The sequence below is a fragment of the Chitinophaga sp. CCNWYY40 genome (assembly GCF_037483205.1).
Classification (GTDB): domain Bacteria; phylum Bacteroidota; class Bacteroidia; order Chitinophagales; family Chitinophagaceae; genus Chitinophaga; species Chitinophaga ginsengisegetis.
This window is the reverse complement of the sequence record NZ_JBBHLF010000006.1, coordinates 49,102-73,606: the sequence shown is the minus strand read 5'-3', so window position 1 is coordinate 73,606 and position 24,505 is coordinate 49,102. Positions and strand designations below refer to the sequence as shown.

General features: G+C 48.7%; 18 protein-coding genes. 11 read left to right on the top strand and 7 right to left on the bottom strand.

Annotation, left to right across the window (positions count from 1 at the left end; genetic code table 11):
* Positions 1–70 precede the first annotated feature (70 nt).
* A complete protein-coding gene (locus V7S65_RS23055) occupies positions 71–1,648 on the top strand; it encodes a T9SS type B sorting domain-containing protein (RefSeq protein ID WP_336387935.1) in 1,578 nt (525 codons plus the stop codon).
* On the opposite strand, the gene V7S65_RS23050 is transcribed toward V7S65_RS23055, so the two are convergent.
* Complete coding sequence (locus V7S65_RS23050) at positions 1,649–2,389, bottom strand: tyrosine-protein phosphatase (RefSeq protein ID WP_079472815.1); 741 nt, start codon at positions 2,387–2,389, stop codon at positions 1,649–1,651. It abuts the gene before it with no gap.
* 47 nt (positions 2,390–2,436) lie between these two features.
* Complete coding sequence (locus V7S65_RS23045; protein ID WP_111579664.1) at positions 2,437–2,907, bottom strand: GAF domain-containing protein; 471 nt, start codon at positions 2,905–2,907, stop codon at positions 2,437–2,439.
* A 176-nt stretch (positions 2,908–3,083) separates the two neighbouring features.
* Here V7S65_RS23045 and idi point away from each other — a divergent pair, with 176 nt between their 5' ends.
* A complete protein-coding gene (gene idi / locus V7S65_RS23040) occupies positions 3,084–3,617 on the top strand; it encodes an isopentenyl-diphosphate Delta-isomerase (RefSeq protein ID WP_079472817.1) in 534 nt (177 codons plus the stop codon).
* A gap of 211 nt (positions 3,618–3,828) precedes the next feature.
* A complete protein-coding gene (locus V7S65_RS23035) occupies positions 3,829–4,803 on the top strand; it encodes a terpene synthase family protein (protein ID WP_336387934.1) in 975 nt (324 codons plus the stop codon).
* A gap of 55 nt (positions 4,804–4,858) precedes the next feature.
* Here the strand turns inward: V7S65_RS23035 and V7S65_RS23030 are convergent, their stop codons facing one another.
* Positions 4,859–5,899 (bottom strand): hypothetical protein, encoded by a 1,041-nt coding sequence (locus V7S65_RS23030; RefSeq protein ID WP_336387933.1) that lies wholly within the window; start codon positions 5,897–5,899, stop codon positions 4,859–4,861.
* An 11-nt stretch (positions 5,900–5,910) separates the two neighbouring features.
* Positions 5,911–6,615: a TMEM175 family protein gene (locus tag V7S65_RS23025; RefSeq protein ID WP_159454455.1), complete on the bottom strand. Its 705-nt coding sequence runs from the start codon at positions 6,613–6,615 to the stop codon at positions 5,911–5,913.
* A 175-nt stretch (positions 6,616–6,790) separates the two neighbouring features.
* Here V7S65_RS23025 and V7S65_RS23020 point away from each other — a divergent pair, with 175 nt between their 5' ends.
* From V7S65_RS23020 to V7S65_RS23005, 4 genes are read left to right on the top strand one after another with little or no spacing between them, the layout of a single operon-like run.
* Complete coding sequence (locus tag V7S65_RS23020) at positions 6,791–8,137, top strand: TolC family protein (RefSeq protein WP_079472821.1); 1,347 nt, start codon at positions 6,791–6,793, stop codon at positions 8,135–8,137.
* Between the two features lie 35 nt (positions 8,138–8,172).
* Positions 8,173–9,309, top strand: coding sequence for an efflux RND transporter periplasmic adaptor subunit (locus V7S65_RS23015; RefSeq protein ID WP_079472822.1), 1,137 nt, complete (start codon positions 8,173–8,175; stop codon positions 9,307–9,309).
* A 21-nt stretch (positions 9,310–9,330) separates the two neighbouring features.
* A complete protein-coding gene (locus V7S65_RS23010) occupies positions 9,331–12,504 on the top strand; it encodes an efflux RND transporter permease subunit (protein WP_079472823.1) in 3,174 nt (1,057 codons plus the stop codon).
* Positions 12,505–12,520: 16 nt separating this feature from the next.
* Positions 12,521–13,273 (top strand): class I SAM-dependent methyltransferase, encoded by a 753-nt coding sequence (locus V7S65_RS23005; protein ID WP_079472824.1) that lies wholly within the window; start codon positions 12,521–12,523, stop codon positions 13,271–13,273.
* Between the two features lie 5 nt (positions 13,274–13,278).
* Here V7S65_RS23005 and V7S65_RS23000 read toward each other — a convergent pair whose 3' ends face one another.
* Together V7S65_RS23000 and V7S65_RS22995 are read right to left on the bottom strand one after the other, a co-directional pair.
* Positions 13,279–16,203, bottom strand: a complete 2,925-nt coding sequence (locus V7S65_RS23000) for an FAD-binding and (Fe-S)-binding domain-containing protein (protein WP_336387932.1) — start codon at positions 16,201–16,203, stop codon at positions 13,279–13,281.
* A gap of 86 nt (positions 16,204–16,289) precedes the next feature.
* Positions 16,290–17,183, bottom strand: coding sequence for a DUF72 domain-containing protein (locus V7S65_RS22995; protein WP_336387931.1), 894 nt, complete (start codon positions 17,181–17,183; stop codon positions 16,290–16,292).
* A 177-nt stretch (positions 17,184–17,360) separates the two neighbouring features.
* On the opposite strand from V7S65_RS22995, the gene V7S65_RS22990 reads away from it, so the two are divergent.
* The 3 genes from V7S65_RS22990 to V7S65_RS22980 are packed head-to-tail and all read left to right on the top strand — an operon-like array spanning position 17,361 to position 21,575.
* Complete coding sequence (locus V7S65_RS22990; protein WP_079472826.1) at positions 17,361–18,776, top strand: glycogen synthase; 1,416 nt, start codon at positions 17,361–17,363, stop codon at positions 18,774–18,776.
* Positions 18,777–18,819: 43 nt separating this feature from the next.
* On the top strand, positions 18,820–20,091 hold the full coding sequence (locus tag V7S65_RS22985; protein ID WP_111579668.1) for a glucose-1-phosphate adenylyltransferase: 1,272 nt from the start codon (positions 18,820–18,822) through the stop codon (positions 20,089–20,091).
* 14 nt (positions 20,092–20,105) lie between these two features.
* A complete protein-coding gene (locus tag V7S65_RS22980; RefSeq protein WP_079472828.1) occupies positions 20,106–21,575 on the top strand; it encodes a glycoside hydrolase family 130 protein in 1,470 nt (489 codons plus the stop codon).
* A 9-nt stretch (positions 21,576–21,584) separates the two neighbouring features.
* Here the strand turns inward: V7S65_RS22980 and V7S65_RS22975 are convergent, their stop codons facing one another.
* Positions 21,585–22,586, bottom strand: a complete 1,002-nt coding sequence (locus V7S65_RS22975; RefSeq protein WP_336387930.1) for a glycosyltransferase family 4 protein — start codon at positions 22,584–22,586, stop codon at positions 21,585–21,587.
* Between the two features lie 219 nt (positions 22,587–22,805).
* On the opposite strand from V7S65_RS22975, the gene bshC reads away from it, so the two are divergent.
* Positions 22,806–24,389, top strand: a complete 1,584-nt coding sequence (bshC, locus tag V7S65_RS22970; protein ID WP_336387929.1) for a bacillithiol biosynthesis cysteine-adding enzyme BshC — start codon at positions 22,806–22,808, stop codon at positions 24,387–24,389.
* Positions 24,390–24,505 lie beyond the last annotated feature (116 nt).

Sequence of the window (24,505 nt, the reverse complement as noted above, 5' to 3'; positions counted from 1 at the left end):
AAATTAAAATCAGCGTAATCAATATAATCAGTCTAATCCTGAGAAAGACATCCTCAAAAACATACTAACTATGAAACCACTGCTGTTAAAATATTCCGATATTATGTACGGTGTATGTAAACACCTTGCAGCAGTATTGTTCTGTACTATGAGCGCCTTGCATCCCCTTACCGCGCAGAATATTCTACTGAAAAATCCTTCCCTGGAAGGAACCCCGGGGCAGGGTAAAGTGCCCCCTTCCTGGAGAGGAAGAAATACGCCTGATATACAACCGGGCACTCTCAATATCACACAACCCGCTTCGGATGGAGCAACTTATATAGGACTGCACAGCGGTCCTGCATGGCTGGAATCCATTAGCCAGGAGGTGCCGCTTATTGGCGGTAAAAGTTATACGGTATCAATGGATCTCGCCTATGCTCCTGAATACGCATTCCTGGCCTGTTACGCAAACCTTACAGTGTATGGCGGCAATGCCCCCAGCGATACGGCGGAAAGACTGGCAAGTACCGGCGCTTTCTTTCATACCAACTGGAAGCGCTATACTTTTGTTTTTCATCCCACCCGCAACTATAAGTTTATCACTTTCATGGCCGATCCGGCCATTCCCTGCGATAAAAGTATTTATGGTTCTGCACTGTTGATAGATAATATTTCTGCTGCACTGCTGGAAACGCCGCAGCTTTCCCTCACGCTGAAACATACCTGTAAAGGAGAACGCACCGGTGAGGCAAGCGTGAGCATTACTGGTGTTACCAGCAATTGTACAATCCGCTGGAGCCCGGGCGGGGAAACCACTTCACGCATCACCGGGCTGGCGCCCGGCGATTACGAGGTAACGGTAACACATCCCAATGGCGTGAGCGTAACAAAACGCGCCACGATTATTGGAAAAGAAGTGAAAAGTAAAGTGACCGTAACGCCTTCGCCGTGTTATGGCGATAACGATAATACCATCGCACTGGAAACTGATGGCGGTACGCCGCCCTATCGTTATTATTTCAACGGCAGTACCAGCGGTACCTATACGCCTTCTTTCCCAAAACTGTCGCCGGGCAATTATAGTGTGCTGGTGAAGGATGAAGAAAATTGTGCTGAGCAATTGGATCGTATTGAAGTGGTGGAGCCTTCGCCGGTGAGCATTGCAGGAGTGCGTAAAAAAGATGTGAGCTGCACTACCACAATGGATGGAAAGATCATGCTGGATATCACAGGAGGTACGCCTCCTTATGCATATAGCCTGGATAATGGCCACTGGCAGGGAGATAGCAGCTGGTCGGGGTTAGACGCGGGCACGTTTCATTTCAAAGTGAAGGATGCACACAGTTGTGAAGTTGATGGCAGCGCGGATATAATCCGCAATGTCCGTGAATGCGCCGTTTTCGTACCCACTGCATTCTCTCCCAACGGCGACGGGCAAAATGACCTGTTCCGGGCAAAAGTACACGACGATGTACATGATTACAAGCTGGAAGTGTATACCCGCTGGGGACAAACGGTATTCAGTACCAACAGTCCGGATGGCGCGTGGGACGGCCTCTTCAAAGGAAAGATGTTACCAACTGCCGCTTATGTATGGGTGCTTTTGTATACTGATAGTAAGCAGCAGGCGAGAAAGCAAACCGGTTCGGTGATGCTGATCCGCTGATTATAGTGCGGCGTTGCCGAATGGATAGGCTTCTAGTGTTTTGCGGAGCTTCGTGTTTTTGGCAATGCCGGCAATGGCGCGCAGGTGCTTCTCGTGATGAAGGTCGGTGCCGATCAGGTCCAGTAAGCCGGCAGCCATGAGTTTTTCAGCCGCCTGTTGTACATGTTTTCCATAGTAACCGGTGAGCGACAACAGGTTAAGCTGCAACAGGCAGCCCTGTTGTTTCAATTGTTCGTACTGCGGTATGTTAGCGTGGTAATAGCCATATCTCTCGGGGTGGGCCAGTACCGGCTGATAGCCGGCCGCCTGTATATCAAACAGCCATTGCGCCAGTTGTGGCGGGGCCGACATAAACGAAATTTCCACCAGTACCATATTCCCGGAGATGGTAAGCAGCGGTTGCTGCATCAATGGCACAAACTGTTCATCAAGATAGTATTCTGCAGCAAAGTGAAAAGGAAGCGGGCTGTTTTTCCGGAGCAGCTCCTGTTGTACCTGCTGATATGGATCGGTTAAGGTGCCGGCGGAATTGGGGTATCGGTCCATCATGATGTGTGGGGTGGTAATAATTTTCCGGATCCCCATTGCCTGCAGTTGTTCAATAAAATGTAAAGACGTAGCCACGTCAGGTACGCCATCATCCACACCCGGTACAAGATGCGAGTGGATATCTGTCGTCATAAATGCCAGCAGATCTGCAGGTGGTACTGTTTCGGTATTTTTTTTTCTGAAAAAAAGCATAATAATGGTTCCTCAATAAAGCGATTATACAAAAATCCGCTTTGTTATCACACAATCAGTGCCACAATTTCTTCCAGGTATTGCTGATCAGTAACATCAAAATGAGAAAGATGTTCACTATCCACATCCAGTATGGCCGTTACTTCGCCATTGCGGATTATCGGTACCACTATCTCAGATTTTGATAAGCTGCTGCAGGCGATGTGTCCGGGGAAGGCTTCCACGTCCGGCACAATAAGCGTACGGGCCTGTGCCCAGCTGCTGCCGCAAACACCCCTGTTCTTACGGATACGGGTACACGCTACCGGACCCTGAAAAGGACCAAGCACCAGTTCATCTTCTTTCACCAGGTAAAAGCCTACCCAGAGCCATCCAAACTGCTCTTTCAGCGCAGCGGCCACATTGGCCATATTGGCCACCAGGTCGGTTTCCCCTTCCAGTAATCCTTTGATCTGGGGAAGAAGGGAAGTGTACTGCTCCGCTTTATTTCCTTTGATGATTTGTAAGTCTTCTGCCATTTTCGTGGTTGTTAATATTGCAAAAGTCCGGAAAATTTATATTATATTTATCTAAGTAACCGTTAAAGTATTGCTGTTAACCACTCAACCAATTATTATTTGTTTAAGTATAGTTTTTTGCTTCTTTGTCCTATTTTCATCTGCCGGAAGCGTAATTAAAATATCTTTGACAGTCTATGAAATCACCGGATGTAATATTAGTGAACGAACAGGATGAGGCTATTGGAACGATGGAGAAGATGGAAGCCCACGAGAAAGGGTTGCTCCATCGCGCTTTTTCTGTATTTATCATCAATGATGCAGGCGAGATTTTATTGCAGCGCAGGGCGCTGGAGAAATATCATTCTGCCGGGCTATGGACCAACGCCTGTTGCAGCCACCCTTATCCAGGGGAAGATACTGCGTCAGCAGCGCACCGGCGTTTAAAAGAAGAAATGGGATTCGATTGTGACCTGCAGGAGATTTTTTCTTTTACTTACAGAACCGGTTTTGATAACGGGTTAACCGAACATGAATTTGATCATGTATTGCTGGGTACCTATAATGGCAGCATATTTCCCGAAGCCTCCGAGGTGTGTGATTACCGCTATCTGTCACCCGGCGAAATACTTGAATTAATGGAAAAAGAACCGGCTGCGTTTACCATCTGGTTCCATCGCGCACTACCATTGGTACTGCAATATCTCGGTACGCCGGTCAGCGCTGTTTAATTAAATTTTTATTTTACTATGCCAGTTTTTTTACTGTTAACCGGGTTGTTTTAATTTAAGAGATTATACACACCTATCTGCCTTGTTTTCTGCTTTTAAGTAGCGGATGTTTACCTGTGCCCGCTCCTTTGCACCTTTCCGGGATTCCCTCCCGGTAATGCCAACGTCATTTTTATTACCCACCATAGTTAACTATTAAACCAAAAGACACATGACAACCATCCAAATGCCAACTGTCAGTTATCCATTCCCTTCCGGCGTTAACCAACACGCAGATGAAGCCCAGCAACACATTGCTTCCTGGGTACAAACTTATGGTCTGATCACCTCCGAGCTTGCTTGGCGGCGCTTTGAGAAAGCCCGTTTCGCCTGGCTGGCAGCCAGGGCCTTTCCTGATGCGGCTTTGCACGAGCTTTGCATCATCGCGGATTTTAACACCTGGCTGTTTATCCTTGATGATCAGTGCGATGAAGCTGCTACGGGGCGCAAAGCCGATTACCTCAAAAGCATGATGTCCGGGTTAATGGATATCATGCGTCATAACCGCCAGGTGACGCTGGAAAGCGGCGGCCCGCTGGCGGCAGCCCTGAGCAGCATATGGGAACGTATGCGCGCCATCGGCAGCCCGGCCTGGCGCCTGCGCTTTATCCGTAGTATGGACGATTATTTCACATCCTGTATCTGGGAAGCCGAAAACCGCGAGGCGGGTATTGTTCCCTCCGTGGCTGATTATGTACATATGCGGCCCTTTACAGGCGCCCTCCTGGCGGATATTGAAGCCATAGAGATTATCGAGAAAGTGTATCTCAGCCGGGAAATAATAGAACAGCCCCTGATACAGCGCATGATCCAGGCCTGCAACAATATTGTTTGCTGGGCCAACGACCTGTTTTCCTGCACGAAAGAAGCCAGGCAGGGCGATGTGCATAACCTCGTGCTGGTGCTGCAACATGCGCGGCAATGCAGTCTCCAGGAGGCTATTAATGAAGCCACCCGCATGCATAATGAAGAAGTAGCCATTTTTGTTACCCTGGAAAAACTGCTTCCACTGAAAGGTGTTGAAACCGATTATGAATTGTTAAGGTACGTGTCTGTACTCCGGTCCTGGATTACAGGCAATTACGACTGGAGTGTGAAAGATACCGGCCGCTATGGTATGGCCGTAGGAGATGTGGTAGCAGCGTAGAAGAGCGCCTGCGGCGCTTGTTTTTTAGAAAGAAGCATACCGCCGCAGGCCTTTTTTATTTCCGTTCATTTCCCTGTTTCATCCGCTTTTCAATGAGCCGTCCTACCCACCAGAACGACAGCGCCAGGATGCCAAAGAAGAGTCCCTTATTGGTGAAATCCCAGAGATATTCAAAATAGCGGGTATACAGGTCCAGCAGCAGGAAGGCAACACCCAGGTCGCGCAGCAGGTCGTCTTTTAACCGCAGCCCCAGCAGGAATACGCCGGCACACAGCACGGTGTAAATGATCACCCATTGCAATAAGTGAACCTGCCGTAATTGCTGCCATTCGTCCCAGGTACCACAGTTACCAAAAATAGAGATCAGCCAGCCGGAAATCAGCAACAGTAGCCAGCCCCCGCTCCAGGTAATATCTTTGATGGGCGCATATACTTTGAACTGACGCAGGAGCCAGGCCACACCGGTGAGCAGCACTCCCAGCAGGGCCATGCGGCAGGGGAGATTCATGCCCAGGAAATAAGCCGCGTCTCCGGTAAGGAAATAGGTGAGCTTTACATAAGCCGGGATCAGGCAAAGCAGGGTGGCAACCCATAACAGCCGGGAGTGAAGCGTAATGCCCAGCACGCCGTAGCAGGCGGTAGCCAGCAACCAGAAGGCGCCATAATTGCCTTCCAGGTAGTTCACACTTTTGCCCAGGTAAACCACGCTCACGCCTATACTAAGAACAGGCAGCAGCCAGAAAAGTTCCCGGTTAAACGAAAACACCGGTTGATGTTTATTACGGCGCCATCCTTCGTAACAAAGAAAAACAGTGAGCGCACCAAATACCAGGGCAATTACACTGTCGGTCAGCGAAAACTTCTTCCGGATAATCTCTATCCACTTTTCATCCAGCACCAGCGATCCGAAAGCCATCAGCGCGCAGGATATGGCCGCAATAAAAATATAGAGTGTAAGGGTTTGCCAGTCGGTGTTCACCACTTTATAGCTTTTCTGCAGCTCGCCGGCCTGCTCATCGTTGATGAGGCGGTCACGCTGCCACGACTGAATAGCCCGTTGTACTATCTGCGCTTCCTTTTTGTCCAGTTCTAACATAGGCTGCTTTTTCAGTTGTTTGCCCCCATTTTGTGTACCAGGCGGAGCGTATTGCGTTTCTTTATCTTTAAACGGAAATAATTAAACAAAGCCAGCGCAGGGATCAGCATATAACTGATACGCTGGTACGCTGTATTCTCCGGGTACAGGAAATAGGTCATGGCTATGCAGGTGAAACCCGTTGCCATAGTGAGAAAGCCGTATTTGAACCGCTGGTATAATAGTTCTTTTTCGGTATGATGACCGGCAATGGCCAGGTCCGGATTTTTCTGGAATACATAATAGCTGATCCAGAACAAGGCTGCCAGGCAACCCGCCAGGTTACAGAGGTAGATAAAGAAAGGCAGCATAAAATGAGAACTGGTATGCAGCAACGCAGAAGTAGAAAAAGGAAACGTCACAATAAAAAATAAAAAGAAAAGATGCCGGTGAATCAATCCTTCATTGTAATTTTGGAGAAACCGGCATAATTGAAGATGCCGTACCCAGAAGTTCCCGATAAAGACAAAACTTACCACGAATGTTAAAAATTCAATAGCGGTAGGTTCAAAAAAATCCCAATAGCCGTTGGCAGGCATTTTCCCCGGAAGGGCAGGCAGTTTTATTCCGATGATCAGTAATGTAATAGCAATGGCAAACACCGCATCACTGAAAAACATCAATCGCTCCAGCTCAAACTCACGATGAAACGGTTTGGGTTCTTTTATGACAGACATAGACATAGTTAACAATAACTTTTCCGAAAGATACGAAAATAGCTTTTAGCTGGCAGTTATTAGGCATTCTGCCCGTTTTCCGGAGACCGTATAATAGCCGGCTCCCCAACAGAACCTTTTTACCTGTTTGTTGTTAAGTATTTATCAATCATCATATACTTTCAAAGTAATACGTATGCATTGTCGTCTTTTTCTATTCACCTTTGTTTTACTTTCAGGGATAACAAGAGCTTACGGGCAAACAGATACGGCGCAACAGGGACCCTTTGCTTTTAATCTGGCGAATTGCATACAGTACGGCCTGGCCCATCAGAACGATGTCGTAAATGCCCGGCTGGATATCAATTTCTCCCGGGAACAGATCAAGGAAGCTACCGGAAAACTGCTTCCCCACGCAGATGTCAACGCCAGCTTTACCGATAACCTGAAACTGGCCACGTCTTTAATACCCGATCTGACTAATCCGACTTCCGGCGTAAGAATCCCCGTACAATTCGGAACCCGCTACGCCTCCTCCGTAACCGGGCAGGTAAACCAGACCATCTTCAACAGCGACTACTTCCTCGGACTGAAAGCCGCAAAAGTATATGGCGGCCTGGCAGAAAGAACCTATAAAAGAACAGAAATTGATACCCGCGTGGCCATTACCAAAGCCTATTACGCCGTGCTGGCCAACGAAGAAAATATCCGTCTCTCCAAAGCCAATATGGAACAGCTGGAGAAAACCCTGAAAGACACCAAAGCCCGCTACGATGTAGGAGTGGCGGAAAGAGTGGATGTGGACAGGATCCAGGTGTCCTATAATAATGTAGTAACCGATATCGAAACCCAGATCCGTTTACTCGTATATACTACCCAGTTATTAAAATTCCAGATGGGCATGCCCCAGGAAGCAAAACTGGACCTCACAGAATCCGTACAGGACCTCAACGTGGAATCGTTTATTGCTGATACCGTTGATTACCAGGTGCAGGACCGGGTAGAATACGGGATACAAACTACCCAGATTGCCCTGAATCAACTGAACCTGAAAAGTAAGAAGATGGCCTACCTGCCATCTTTAAATGGTTTTGTGAATTACGGCTGGAACTACTTCTCCGCAAATTTCGGGGATCTGTATAAAACCGGTTTCGGCGCCTCCGCACTGGGACTAACCCTGGCATGGCCCATTTTTACCGGTACCGAAAGACTACACCAGATCAGGCAGAATAAAATTACGCTGGAGAAATCAGAAAACGACCTCAGTTACCTGTCGCAGCAGATCAAACTGGAAGTGACCAACGCTAATACACAATATCTTAATAACAAGTCGCGGTTCGTGACCCAGAAAACAAATATGGGATTGACCCAGGGCATTTATGACCGTATTGTGCTCAAATTTGAACAGGGAGTGGCGAGCAGTCTTGATGTGATTTCAGCAGAAAGTGAACTGAAACAGGCGCAGGTAGATTATGTGCAGGCCCTGTTAAACACCCTGATCAGCAAAACAGACCTGGATAAAGCTATGGGCAAAATTAAATAAGTATCAGCATTCGTAATTCGCAATTAATTTCTCATATGTATCTAATAAATTACAAGCGGACCTTTTATGTGGCAGGAATGATACTCTGTGTAGCCTGTGGCAACAGCAAAAAGCAACAGCAACAGGCCGCTATGATGGGGAAGATGAAGCCAACCGTAGTAGCCGCAGAAGTAGTACCGGCCGTATATACCGTGTCGGAGAAATTCCCTGCTACCCTGATGGCCCACGATATCGTGCAGCTAAAGCCGGATGTTTCCGGTTACCTGGAAGCCATCCGGGTGGCCGACGGCAGCAACGTAACGAAGGGCCAACCCCTGTATGATATTGACAGAAGCCGCTATGCCGCCGCCTACGGGCAGGTAGCCGCCACCCAGCAACAGGCGGAAGCCGAACTGGCACAACGGCAACGCGACTACGAAAGATATAAATCCCTCCTGGACCACGACGCCATTTCCAAACAAACGGTAGATCAGGCTTACACCGCCATGCTAACCGCCCAGGCCAATGTGGCGGCTGCAAAAGCTTCCGTGACAAGGGCCGGCACCGATGTAAGCCATGCCGTGGTGCGGGCGCCTGTAACCGGTAAAATTGGTATCGCCCAGATAAAAGTAGGAGACGTGATCAATGCCGGGCAAACCCTCATCAACACCATCGTAAATGAACACCCCATGTTTGCAGATATGGATATTCCACAGGCCCGCCTGCCGGAATTCCTGCGCATCCAGAAAGGCCAGGGCGGCGATGAAAAATTCTATATCCAGTTTGGCGATGGCACCCGCTACGGCGAAACCGGTAAAGTGTTAACCATCAATAATATTGTAGATCCGCAAACCGGTACCGTAAGGGTACGACTTGTTTTTGAAAACAAGGATAATATGCTGAAGTCAGGTATGAGTATCGTGATTGTGATGCAATACGGCACTCCCGCCACACAGCTGGCTATTCCGGCGAAAGCCATTATCCAGAATTTATCGGAAACAAGCGTATATACAATTTCAAAAGACAATGTAGTTGGCGCCCAGGATATTGTTCCCGGCCCGGTTACAGATACCATGCAGCTGGTTACCAGCGGACTGAAAGCCGGCGACAGGATCGTGGTGGAAGGCATCCAGCGGGTGAAACCCGGAGATACCGTAAATATCGCCGGAGCAGGAGCAGGGGCAAAACAATAAATCCTAAATCACCATCACAGTATGATCTCAAAAACATTTATAGAGCGCAAGAATACTACGATCGTAATTGCTATCATTATTGTGATTGTAGGGCTCATCTGTATGTTTAACCTCCCTATTGCACAGCTGCCGGACATTGCACCGCCGGTAACGGATGTAAGGGCCAACTACGTGGGAGCCAACTCCACAACGGTAGAGGAAACAGTGACCACCCCCATAGAAAACCAGGTGAATGGTACACCCGGCGCCATGTACATACAATCAGTAAGTGCAAACGATGGCTCCATGAGTATTACCGTGAGCTTTAAACTGGGTACCAACCCGGATATCGCTACCCTGGATGTACAAAACCGTGTGAGCCTGGCGCTGCCAAGTACGCCCGATGAAGTACGTCGTGTAGGGGTAACCGTTAAGAAACGTTCCAATGATATGTTGATGGTAATTGCGCTGAACTCTCCCAAAGGAAAACACTCGCGCGAATTCCTCGATAACTACATGAACATTTACCTGAAACCGGAACTGGCCCGTGTGTCCGGCGTGGGCGACGTAAATGCGTTTTCACAGGATTATAGTATGCGTATCTGGCTGAACCCGGATAAAATGGCCGCCCTTGGATTAACCGCCGGCGACATTGCCCGGGCCATCACGGAACAGAACCAGCAGGTACCAGCCGGTAGTGTGGGCGCGGCGCCTATGCGCAGTACACAGGCTTTTGAATATACCGTAAGCGTAAAAGGCCGTTTGGCCACCACCGAAGAATTCGGCAACGTAGTAGTGGCCACCAGCCAGAATGGAAGCCTCGTTCGCCTCCGCGATGTGGCCCGGATAGACCTCGGCTCCTTTACCTACGCCATCGAAGCAAAAGCAGATGGTAAAACCGGTAGCGGTATGGCCATTTACCTGGCGCCCGGCGCCAACGCACTGGATGTAAACGACCTGGTAATAGCCAAACTGGAGGAGATGTCGAAACGCTTCCCGGAAGATGTGAAATGGCTGGTGCCGTTTGAATCTACCTCTTTCGTAAAAATCTCTATCGAAGAAGTAATAGAAACCTTTGTGGAAGCTCTGATACTGGTGGTGATCGTGGTATTTGTATTCCTGCAGAACTGGCGGGCAACCATTATCCCCATCCTGGTAATCCCGATTTCACTGATAGGAACCTTTATATTTTTCCAGCTGCTGGGATTTTCCATCAATACCCTCACCCTGTTTGGTTTCGTACTGGCCATCGGTATTGTGGTGGATGATGCCATTGTGGTGGTGGAAGCCGTGCAGCATCATATTGATGCGAACCTGATGACGCCGCGGGAAGCCACTTTCAAAGCCATGTCGGAAGTACAGGGGCCGGTAATTGCCATCGCCCTCATCCTGGCAGCGGTGTTTGTACCAGTAGCCTTTATTCCCGGTGTAAGCGGACGGTTGTACCAGCAGTTTGCCTTAACCATTGCCTTTTCAGTATTGTTGTCGGCGTTCCTGGCACTAACGTTAACGCCTGCACTCACTGCGATCCTTTTAAGGCCCGCGCACCTTACCCAGAAATCAACAGGACTGAATAAGATCTTCTTCAAATTCAATGAATGGTTTGCAAGAGTTACCAACCGATATGGTAAAGGCGTGATGTTCAGTATCCGTAAAACGCCGGCAGTACTGGTGATTATGGCGGTACTGTTCGTGGCCGCATTCTATCTCTTTAAGAAAACGCCCACCACCTTTGTACCCCAGGAAGATATGGGCGCCATGTTCATAGCACTGGAACTGCCGGAAGCATCTTCTTCCCAGCGGACAAAGGAAGTAGTGGCGCAGATCAGTGATATTCTGCTGAAAGACAGTGCAGTACTGCACTTCTTTGGTATAACAGGGATCAACTTCGTGGCAAATGCCACCAAGCCCAACTCCGGCACCTTTTTCGTGAGCCTCCGGCCCTGGGATGAGCGGTATAAACACGGAGATAATATGGGGACGGTTTTAGGAAGAATTCAAATGGCGACCAGTCGTATCGTTGGCGCCAATATCATCTGTATTCCTTCACCCACGCTCCGTGGATTAGGTAATACAGGTGGGTTCTCCTTTATGCTGGAGCAACGGAGCAATCCTGATATCAACCAGTTCCTCCAGGTAATGGGGCAGTTCCTGATGGCCGCCAACCAGCGGCCGGAAATAGCGCGGGCATACGCTTTCTTCAGCGCCAATACCCCGCAATTCAACGTGGAGGTAGACCGCGATAAATGTAAGCAACTCGGTGTAGCCGTCAGCGATGTATTCAACGCATTGCAAACTTTCCTCGGAGGACTGTATGTAAATGACTTCACCAAATTCAGCCGGAGCTTCCGCGTGGTACTGCAGGCAGATTCTACTTACCGTACCAGCATCAATAACCTGAACACGTATTATGTCCGCAATGCTACCGGGCAGATGGTGCCGCTCAGCGCACTGATCACCACCAAAAAAGCTTCCGGCGCCCCGGTAATCAACCACTTTAACCTGTACCGCTCTGTTGAAATCAACGGCGACAGTAAACCCGGCTACAGTAGTGGTGACGCCATCAATGCACTGAAAGAAGTGGCCGCACAGGTGCTGCCGGAAAACTTCTCCTTCGAATGGGCCAACGTATCCCTGCAGGAAATTGAAGCCGGTAATAGTAGTACACTCATCTTTGGATTATCGATCCTGTTTGTATTCCTGCTGCTCACAGCCCTGTACGAGAGCTGGTCTGTTCCGTTCTCTGTATTGCTCGCCGTACCGATCGCATTGTTCGGGTCCATCCTGGCGCTGTCGTTAACGAAACAATCCAATAGCGTTTATTCCCAGATTGGTTTGATCACCCTGATCGGTTTGGCGGCGAAAAATGCCATCCTGATCGTGGAGTTTTGTAAAGAGCGCGTGGACAGGGGGATGCCGCTGCTGGATGCCACACTGGAGGCCGTAAAACTACGTTTGCGTCCTATCCTCATGACTTCCTTCGCCTTCATATTAGGGGTGATGCCATTGTGCCTGGCAAAGGGCGCCGGCGCCGCTTCCCGCGTTAATATAGGCTTCACCGTAGTGGGAGGTATGCTTGCCGCTACTTTATTGGGAATCTTTACTGTACCGGTTTTGTATGTACTCATCACTAAACTGTCTTATGGTAAAAAGAAACTGGCCGACCTCGAAGCGCACGGTAATGAAGAGAAAAAGCCAAAAGGATTAGGAGAATAACCCTAACTTCATTACGATGAAAAATACAGAACGCTTCAGCACCCGCGTAGATAACTATATCAAATACCGGCCACATTATCCTGTGGCCGTTATTCCTTATCTCGAAGCCGAAACCGGCCTGACACGCCACACTATTGTGGCAGATATAGGAGCAGGCACCGGTATTTCCGCCCAGCCATTCCTTGACAATGGCAACAAAGTATATGCAGTGGAACCCAATAAGGATATGAGAGAGGCCGCCGAAAAGCTGCTGAACCGGTATCCGAACTTCATTGCCGTTAACGGCAGCGCTGAACATACCACCCTCCCGGATGCCTCTGTGGACCTGATAGTGGCCGGCACCGCCTTTCACTGGTTCGATCAGCAGGCTACTGCTGCAGAGTTCCGCCGAATAGGCCGCGAAAATGCAAAGGTAGTGCTGATGTGGAATGTACGCCAGTCGGAGCTGCCATTTGAAAAAGGCTACGAAAAACTTCTGCACCAATACGGCACGGATTATAAAGATATGCAGCACAGAAACGTTGGGGCGTCACAGTTAGCTGGCTTTTTTCAGCCCGGTACCATGCAGGAAAAAGTATTTCAGAATGCGCAGCTATTCGATTTTGCTGCGCTTAAAGGAAGATTGCTCTCCTCTTCCTATGTCCCCGAACAGGGCCACCCGTCGTATACGCCCATGATGCGCGCGCTGGAAGACCTGTTCGGGAAATACAAGGAGCAGGGCATGGTGAAGTTTCATTATGAAACAAAGCTCTACCTGGGAACGGTATAGATTCCCTATGCCAAACTGTTATACAATATCTCCACCGGGTGCAACGCTTTCACGCCGGTACCATCCTTCACCTGGTGACGGCAACTGGTACCCGGCGCGGCTATAATCGTTCCCTGCGCCGCATTGCGCACTGCGGGGAATAATACCATTTCACCAATTTGCATACTCAGGTCGTAGTGTTCTTTTTCGTAACCAAAGGAACCGGCCATACCGCAGCAACCGGAAGGAATTACTTCTACGGAATAATTCTGTGGCAGGGAAAGCATTTTTTTGCTGTGCAGGGCAGATGATAATGCCTTCTGCTGGCAATGTCCATGGAGTTTGATATGTTGTTTGTCGGCGGTAAACTGTTGAGCGGTGATATGTCCTTTGTCTGCTTCCGCGGCAATAAATTCATCTATCAGGAATACATTTTTTGCCAGCGCTTTTGCCTGTGCGCGAAGCCCTTCACTCACAAGGTCGGGGTATTCATCGCGGAAACTCAATATGGCAGAAGGTTCTACGCCGAGTAAAGGCACATTCTCGTTAATAACGTTGCTGAATATACGAACATTGCGGTCGGCATATTCGCGTGCTTTGCGCAATAATCCTTTCGACATATAGGCGCGGGCACTTTCCGGGTGTTCAATCATTTGTACGTCGTAACCCAATCGGTGCAGGAGTTGTACTGCTTTGATACCGATAGTTGTATCGTTATAGTTAGTGAACTCGTCACAGAAAAGATATACTTTTTTATTACCGGCAGCGCCCTGTTTTTCCTTCGGCCATTTTTCGTAGAACCATTTCCGTAAGGTAATGTTATGCAGGCCGGGCAGGGAGCGTTTGGCGGCAAAGCCGGCGAATTGACGGATGATCCCACCGGTGAAGGAGTTATTGATCATCGCATTATAAACGCCGGGCGCAATAGCTGCCAGTCCGGATAGTTTGGAGAAGTTGCCGATCATATTGGCACGCAGCGGCACGCCGTTGGCATCATGGTAATGCTGCAGGAACTCCATTTTCAGCTTGGCCATATCCACGTTGGAAGGGCATTCGGACTTGCAGCCTTTACAGGCCAGGCAAAGATCCAGCACGTCATAAATTTCTTTATGGTCGAAGCGGTTTTCTTTGGTGCTGTTGGTGAGGAACTCGCGGAGAATGTTGGCCCTGGCGCGGGTGGTATCCTTTTCATTGCGGGTAGCCATGTAGCTGGGGCACATGGTGCCGCCGCTGAGTTGCGTTTTGCGGCAGTCGCCGGAGCCATTGCATTGCTCTGCGTGTTGCAGCATGGTTTGATCCGGGAAATGAAAAATGGTTTTCAGTTCCGGTGCTTTTTGTCCGGGTTCGTAGCGCAGCATCGTGTTCATGGATGGTGTGTCTACGATCTTGTTGGGGTTGAAAATATTTTCAGGGTCCCAGGTATACTTGATCTGACGGAGCAGTTCATAGTTTTTGTCGCCCACCATCTGTTTAATAAACTCGCCTCTGAGCCTGCCGTCGCCATGTTCCCCACTGAGGGAGCCGTGGTATTTTTTTACGAGGGTGGCAATTTCTTCTGCGATTTTACGGAACAGTAAATTTCCTTCTTCCGTTTTCAGGTTGATGATAGGACGGAGGTGGATTTCACCACTACCGGCATGTGCATAGTGCACGGCGTATAATTTGTATTTCGCCAGTATATCGTTGAAGTCCCGGATAAAGTCGGGGAGGTCTTCCACGGCAACAGCGGTATCTTCAATCACAGGTACAGCCTTTTCATCGCCGGGGAGGTTGCTGAGCAAACCCAGACCTGCTTTACGCAGCGCCCAGATCTTTTTACTGTCGTCGCCGAATAACAGGGGGAAATGGTATCCCAGTCCAGCCGCCCGCAGCGTGGCTTCCAGCCGCCCGGTAATTTCGATGATCTCTTCCCGTGTATTGCGGCAAAACTCCACCACCAGGATAGCGCCGGGATCGCCTTGCACAAAGAAGCGGTTCTTGCTTTGTTCGATGTTATCCTTTGTACATTCCAGGATGTAGTGGTCGATGAGTTCACTGGCGCTGGGTTTGTATTCCATCACGAGGATGTTGGCCCGCAGGGATTCATCTATATTATTAAAATGTATGCAGAGCAAACCTGTTTCCTTTGGAGGAAGCGGGTCTACATGCAGTTTTATTTCTGTGAGAAAAGCCAGGGTACCTTCAGAACCGGCAATGAGTTTACAGAAGTTAAAGTCTTCCGTACCGGCGGTGAAGGGGTTTGTTTCCAGCAGCATATCTACCGCGTAGCCGGTATTGCGGCGGGGAATGCTTTTTTTCGGGAATTCCTTCCGGATTTCTTCCTGGTAGCTGTAGTTACTAAGACTGGTACGGATTTGTTTATAGATCCGGGTTTCCAGGGTATCGGGACCTTCGCATTTCCGGTGGAAGCTTTCTGCGTCCATGCTGCCAAAGGTTACTTCTTCTCCGTTGCTCAGGAGGGCTTTTACTTCCAGCAGGTGTTCGCGGGTGCTGCCGTATACTACGGAATTGGAGCCGCAGGAGTTGTTGCCTACCATACCGCCTATCATGGCACGGTTGGCGGTGGAGGTTTCCGGGCCAAAATAAAATCCGTGCGGTTTGAGGAACATGTTCAGCTCATCGCGGATAACGCCCGGCTGTACGCGTACCCATCCTTCTTCTTTATTAAATTCCAGTATGTTGGTGAAAGTGCGGGAAACATCGGTAATGATCCCGTTGCCCACAACCTGGCCGGCCAGCGAAGTACCGGCTGTACGTGGTATGAGGGATGTTTTATTTTCACGCGCAAAACTGATCAGTGTCTTAAGATCGTCGATATGCTGCGGAATAGCTACTGCCAGCGGCATTTCACGGTATGCCGACGCGTCGGTGGCATAAAGTGTCCGCATGGTATCATCTGTATAAAGCATGCCTTCCAGTTTCCCGGCTAATTGCTCTAGCTTGTCGCGCATCATGGTAAAAACCTGTTTTGAGAGGGCGAAATTAATATTTCAGTCCGTCTTTTTCATCCCTTGTAATGTATTCGTAAAAAAAACCGCTATTCTTTTACAAATTGGGGCTTTTTTACGTCTATCCCGCAAACGGCTTCCAGCTTGTCTACCAGGTATACGGCCAGCTCCGGGGAGGTGGCTTCATCGTGCATATGCATAAAAAAATAAACCTCTTTCAAACCGTTGTCCAGCCAATATTTGATGCGGTTGGCCCAGTCGTCGATCCGGGTATAATCTGTTGGATGCAGGCTGTTGCCCACAAACCGGATAAATACTTTTGGGATGGTGAGGTGCATATGCGCTACATCCCTTCTGCCGGCAGTGTCGGTAATAATGAGGCCCACATTGAGTTTGTTGAGCTTTTCGTACAATTCCAGCCGCACGGCTTCATCTTCAAACCATTCTTTATGGCGTAATTCCACAAAAAACTGCAGGTCGGTGGGCAGGGAGGCGAGGTATTCGTATAGGTATTCCCGTTTGGCGGGACCATATTTATCACTCAATTGTAAAAAGATGGGACCCAGGTGTTTGCCAAAGGCCAGCACTCCTTCCAGGAAGGCGGTGGTTTTAGGCCCGGAGCTTACCAGGTTGCTGAAATGACTGATCGCCTGTGGTACTTTGGGGCAGAACTTAAAGTCCATTCCCTGTGCGTTGGCGTCCCATTTGGAAATGGTTTCGGGGCCATAGATCTGGTAATGGGTGGCATTCAGCTCAATGCTGTTGAAGTGGTTTACATATTCGCCGAGGAAATTGGCCTCTTTCGTGCCTTTGGGATATATTTTCCCGATCCATTCCTTTCGTCCCCATTTGGCGCATCCCAGCCAGGCCTGCGGCTTTTTCAAGGGTTTGCCTTTCAATACCTTCTTATTAAAAACAGGTTCTGCGGGCAACTTAAAATCAATGTCCATCAGCATATCAGTAGGAACGCGACCAAAATCCATGAGCATTCAGCATTTAGAGGTGAGACACATAACAATTTGCTGTTACAAATATAAACTATCGTAACGGCTCCTATCCCCGCCGGCGGGGATATTCATAATAATCATAAAAAATCGTGGGGAAGTCTTTGTTTTCTTATTTTTCCAGTTTAACTTAATAAGGATTATCAACTAACCAGCATGGAGATTTTACACATCAGCGCGGAATGTTACCCGGTAGCCAAAGTAGGTGGACTAGGTGATGTGGTGGGGGCATTGCCCAAATACCAGCACCAGCTTGGCAACTTTGCCAAAGTAGTGATACCCGCCTACAGGAATAAATATTACCACACCCACGAATTCGACGTGGTACACCAGGCCGGCATGTGGCTGGGACACAACTGGTACCACTTTAACGTTATAAAGGAACGCAGCAATGAGCTGGGTTTCGACCTGTACCTGGTAGATATCCCCGGTTTGCTCGATACCCCCGGCGTTTATGGCTATCCTAACGATACAGAACGGTTCCTGGCCTTCCAGGTGGCTGTGCTGGACTGGATCAACGAATGGCAACATCAGCCGGACGTGATCCATTGCCATGATCATCATACCGGGTTAATCCCTTTCCTGCTGAACTACGGGTATAAATATGAGCGGCTGAAAAGTATTCCCACAGCGCTCACCATTCATAATGCGCAGTACCAGGGCCAGTTTGGCTGGGACAAACTATACCTCATCCCGTCTTTCGATTTGTGGAAGTCCGGTATGCTGGACTGGGGCGGGGCTATTAACCCACTGGCTTCTGCTATCAAGTGCGCCTGGCGGGTAACTACCGTTTCGCCGGGTTACCTGGAGGAGTTATATTATAATGCCAATGGCCTGGAAGCGCTCATCAACCAGGAGAGAGCGAAAATGGTGGGTATCCTGAATGGCATCGACAATGTGGTATGGGACCCGGCCACCGACCGGATGTTGCCGCTTAATTATGATGAGGATACCATCACTGCAGGCAAACAAACCAACAAGCAGCACCTGTGCGAACGCTTCGGACTGGATGCCTCCCTGCCGCTGATATCCTTCATTGGCCGCCTGGTGGGCGACAAAGGCGCCGACCTGCTGCCGGAAATAATTGGCAGATCCCTGCATGAATTAGCCGGAGAGGTGAATTTCCTCGTACTGGGGAGCGGCGACCCACATATTGAATGGTCATTGCAGCAAACCCGTGCAGTAGTGAGTTACGGCTTCAATGTACACATTGGCTACGACGAATCATTATCACATCAGATATATGCCGGCAGCGATTTTCTGCTGATGCCGTCCCGGGTGGAACCCTGCGGCCTCAACCAGATGTACGCATTACGTTATGGAACAGTTCCCGTGGTACGCAGTACCGGCGGACTGAAAGACACGGTCATTGACTTCGGAGACAAGGATGGCGTAGGCATCCGCTTTAACCAGGCCAGCGTTTGGGATGTTTGTTACTCCGTAAAACGGGCCATCGAATTGTACCGCGATTCCAAACACCTGGACGAAGTACGATTAAGAGGCATGAACATTGATAATTCCTGGGACAGTTCGGCGCAACGGTACCTGGAAATGTACAAGAGTATGAAATAGTAAAGAATAATTGAGTGATGACCTTCTAAAACCAATTCCCATTATGACTAACGATGTAATATCCATTATTCTCGGAGGAGGGGCCGGCACCCGCCTGTATCCGCTTACCCGTCGCCGCTCAAAACCAGCGGTGCCCCTGGCAGGTAAATACAGACTGGTGGATATTCCTATCTCCAATTGTTTGAATGCAGAACTGAACCGCATCTTTGTATTAACGCAGTTCAATTCCGCCTCCCTGAACAAGCATATTAAAAACACTTATCACTTCAGCAATTTTGATAAGGGTTTTGTAGATATCCTGGCAGCGGAGCAAACCCCCGATAATCCCACCTGGTACCAGGGAACGGCCGATGCCGTGAGGCAATGCCTTCATCACATGGAGAATTTTGAGTTTGAGTATATCCTCATCTTATCCGGTGACCAGTTGTACCAGATGGATTTTAAAAAGATGATCAAACATCATATCGACACGGGTGCGGAAATATCTATTGCAACTATTCCCGTAAGCGCGAGGGATGCTTCTGATTTTGGTATTTTAAAGGAAGATGAAAACGGCGCTATTGTGTCTTTTACAGAAAAGCCATCCCAGGCCGTTCTTCCACCATGGGCGTCGGAAGTAAGCGAGGAAATGCAGCGGGAAGGCCGCATATACCTCGCCAGCATGGGCATTTATATTTTCAGCCGGCAGGTACTGTTCGATATGCTCAATGCACAACCGGAAGCCGCCGATTTTGGTAAGCAGCTCATCCCGCAGGCCATTGAAAACAAACGCAGGATCTTCAGTTATCAATATGAAGGCTACTGGACAGATATCGGGAACATCCAGTCTTTCTTTGAAGCCAATATCGGTCTCACCGATGAAATCCCCTTATTTAATCTCTTTGATGAATCCCAAACCATCTACTCCCGCGCCCGCATGTTGCCGCCTACAAAAATTTCCGGCCACATGGAGAAAACAATGATAGCCGACGGTTGTATTATTATGGCAGACAAGCTGGAAAGAGTAGTGGTAGGCATCCGTACCCGCATCGGTAAAGGCAGCGAAATCAGCAATGCCTATATCATGGGGAGCGACTACTACCAGACGCTGGATGAAATAGAAAAATCACGCGCAGAAGGACGGCCGTTAATGGGAATCGGGGAGAACTGTGTGATCAGTAATGCTATCATCGATAAAAACTGCCGCATCGGAAACGGCGTACATATAAATGGCGGAAAACACTTAGCTGATGGGGACTTTGAGAAATATACGGTAAAAGACGGCATTGTTGTTGTTAAAAAGGGAGTGGTCCTGGAAGACGGATTCAGTATTTAACAAACAAGATAACCATGCGATTGTCCATAGAGCGGAAGAGTACAAAAATTTATCCTGACCTGAAGAGGGTAGTAGCCAGGTTTTTTTTCAACGGAGAGGCCCGGGCCAAGTCTATCATTCAACTGGTAGCAGCAATGAACGACGCTGAGGTGGAGCTAACGGTCATGCCTATACTAAGAGAGTTTTCCCGGCGTCACCGGAACATCACAAGGATATTTGAACGACATGCAGACCGGCTGAGACATTTGTTTCCCGGTTTGCAGATCGACTACGAAGGACTCTCGCTCAAACGTAAATTGCTCACCGGTTCTTATTTCACCAACGAATACTCCATCGAATCAGCCGCGTTCTTCAATCCTTCCCTCGTGGAAGATGTGGACCAGAGCGGGCTGGAAGAAGGACAAAAGCGCGTGATCATGAGCTTCCGCGCAGTAGGGGAAGGACACGTATCTTCCATTGCCTTCAGATCCGGTATCATTGATAAGAACAATGAAATTTCCCTGATAGCACCCGGTAATTATGTAGATGAAGCGGAGATTATCCGCAATTCTATGTACCATAAACAAACGTTTTTTCAGAATGCGGCATCCATCCGGCTGCCGGATTCTGTAATGCGCGAAATACAAAACTCCCTGCCGGACCAGTTTGAATACCTCGTGCTTAAAAAGGTGATCCGGGAAATGCAACAACGGTTCCAGGTAGATCATCTCCTTAAAAAAGGACTGGAAAGGGTACTATGGCTGGCAGACTCGTACTATGAGCTGAACTTCTCACTGGATACCGACCTGTCCGACCGGGTAGTTTTTCCTTATTCAGATGCAGAAAGCAGGGGCATTGAAGATGCCCGTTTTGTAAAATATACCAGCGAAAACGGGAATGTTACCTATTATGCCACTTACACGGCCTATGATGGGATTACGATCCAGCCCAAGCTGCTGCAAACAAAAGACTTCTATAATTTCAAGATCATGCCGCTCTACGGAGAAGGCGCACAGAATAAAAACCTGGCGCTTTTCCCCCGTAAGATCAACGGCAAATATGCGATGATCTCCCGCATTGATGGCATCAACGGGTATATTATGTACTCCGATAAAATCAATATATGGGAAAACCCGCAGATCCTTCATGTGCCCAAGTATGCCTGGGAATTTGTACAGGTGGGCAACTGCGGCTCGCCCATTGAAACGCCGGACGGCTGGCTGGTGATCACCCACGGCGTAGGTCCTATGCGTACCTATTGCATCGGCGCCAGCCTGCTGGACCTGGAAAATCCTGAAAAGGAAATAGGCCGCTTACGCGAGCCCCTGCTCATGCCCAATAAAGACGAAAGGGAAGGATATGTTCCTAATGTATTGTACTCCTGCGGATCTATTATCCATAACGATGAACTGATTATTCCTTATGGCCTGTCGGATTATGCCTCCGGCTTCGCCACCGTCAACCTGGAAAAACTGCTGACGCAGATCAAGGAAGACGGCGTGTAGCCCGGCCTTTTACAATTGGTTATATACTGCGATATACTTCTCCGTCATTGTTTCCGCGCTGAAATTATTTTTTGCGTGCAGGTGGCAATCCTGCCGGTTAATCAGCGAGAGATCTTCCACACAGGCAGCGGCTTCGTGTAAATTATTTACAAGGAAACCCGTTTTACGGTCATGGATCAGCTCCGGCATGGAGCCGCGGTTGTAAGCGATAACGGGCGTGCCGCAAAGCATGGCCTCCGCCACACTCAGGCCAAAAGGTTCTTCAAAATAGATAGGATGCAGCAGTGCGCTGGCTTCGCCCAGCAGCATGCTGCGTTCCTCTCCGCCTACCGCGCCAATGTAAATGATTTGTTCATCATCTATATAAGGCTTTACTTTCTCATTAAAATACGCTTCATCCTGTATGATCCCGGCTATGATCAGCTTGCGGCGGGAGTGCAGGGCTATCTGCACCGCATCATGAGTGCCTTTGTCAGGATGGATCCGGCCATAATATAAGAGGTAGTTTTCAGGCGTGGGCTCAAAGGCAAAATCTTCCGTGCGGATACCATTATACACAGTGGCCGCGTAATTCAGCGACGCATGGCGGTCGGAATTACTGATAGACACATATCTCCCTATATCATTATACCGCTGGTACACCGGTAATATTTTCTGAGAAGAAAACCCGTGAATAGTAGTTACTACAGGCGTTTTGATCAGCCTGGAATAGGTGAGGGGAAGGAAATCAAAGTGGTTATGGATGATATCAAAATCCCTGGCCTGCTCCATCAGGTAACTGATATGCATACACTCGTTTACTTTGGCATCTGCCTCCCGGTCTTCTTCATACCCTTTGGCGCAAATGGCCGCCAGGATACCTGAAGTGAGCGAATCGGCCGTAGCAAAAAGGGTTACGTCCATTCCTTTGGCTACCAGTCCTTCTGCCAGGTTGGAAGCCATCTGTTCCCAGGGGCCGTAGTGCCTTGGAGGTGTACGCCAGGCTATCGGCGCCAGTATTGCAATCTTCATAATGATATATTTTTCCAACAGCACCGCTGTAAGGCGTCTGTTGTTTGCAACATAGCTGTCAAAACAAGCGCCAAAGAAACCGGTGTACCGGAATGATTACCGGTCAACCAATAATCTGATCAACCAATTGACTAATTACCTAACTTCGTACATTCAAAAATTTCGATGTGTTGGCACTGCATCGTTTTGTAATTGGTAATTTGTAATTCGAAACTCAATATGCCCGAATATATTCCTTATGGGAAAACTGGTTATTTTAACCAGCTGGTAACAGATTTTTTAGCAGAACGTCCGCAGATCAGACCATTTTACACCTATTCTCCTGTACATCCGGATTTTGCCGCCGCGATAGCCGCCCGTCAACATTTTGATACACCAAGAACCGCACTGGTAGCCGCACTGGAACAGCAATACACTACCCTGGAACCCATAAAGGCAGTACAGGACAATATTACCGCCCTGTTGCAGCCCAATACCTTTACGGTGTGCACCGCGCATCAGCCGAACATTTTCACCGGCTACCTCTACTTCGCTTATAAGATCCTGCAAACCATTAAGCTTTGTCATGAACTGAAACAGCAATACCCGCAACATAATTTTGTACCGGTTTATTATATGGGCAGTGAAGATGCCGACCTCGAAGAACTGGGCAGCATCTACCTGGAAGGGAAAACCCTCACCTGGAATACAGACCAGCAGGGAGCTGTAGGGCGTATGAAGCCGGATGGACTGGAAGCGCTGATCGGTGAAGTGAAGAAGGGACTGGGTTATGCGCCTCACAGCGACGAACTGATAGATCTACTGCAAAAGGCTTACCTGGAACACGCGAATATCCAGGAAGCCACGCTGTACCTGGTACATGCGTTATTCGGCCGTTTCGGACTGGTAGTACTGGTACCGGACAACGCCGCATTAAAACGTTTATACCTTCCCGTTATAAAGGATGAATTGTTTAACCAGGCGTCGCATACTATTGTAAGTGATACATTGGAGCAGCTGGGCGAACATTATAAAGTACAGGCCAATCCACGGGAAATAAATCTTTTTTATTTACAGGATGGCTCGCGCGAGCGTATTGTTCAGGACGGCGATCAGTGGAAAGTATTACACACGTCGTTGACTTTCAACGCCGCTTCCCTGGAAGCAGCATTGGAAGCACATCCTGAAAATTTCAGTCCCAATGTTATTTTACGGGGAATGTTCCAGGAAACTATCCTGCCGAATATCGCATTTATTGGTGGTGGCGGAGAAATTGCCTACTGGCTGGAATTGAAAGGACTTTTCGCACATTACAAAGTGCCTTTCCCTGTTTTGCTGCTGCGTAATTCCCTGTTGCTGACCGATGAACTTTCGCAACAGCGGATCCATAAGCTGGGACTCACTACCACTGATCTTTTCAAGGGAACAGAAGATATTGTAAACGATTATGTGAAGCGGCACACCAATGCGTCGCTGGTATTGAAAGATGAATATGCTGCCATTGAGCAGTTGTTTGATGCGCTGGAAGAAAAAGCCCGCAGCATTGATGTAACATTGATTGCTACCACAGCCTCTGAAAGAAAGAAAGCGCTGAAGTCGATTGGTAAGCTGGAACATAAGTTCCTGCGTGCCGAGAAGAAAAAATTCGCGTGGCAAACAGATCAGATCCGTCAGATTAAAAATAAATTATTCCCTGCAGGTTCTTTACAGGAACGTAAGGAGAACTTCATGCCCTGGTATGCCCAGGAAGGTCCCGCCTTCTTTGACAGGGTGCTGGCTGCGCTCACGCCGGTTACTGACCAGTTTACCATTTTAGGGGAGTGATCGCCTTCGGCGATGGGGAAATTGTCTTGGAGCAGGATTACGCTGATTATACTGATTAGCTGGTTTTAACTTTTTGATTTTAAATAATAATTAAGGGAGATAAAAGCAGATATCTG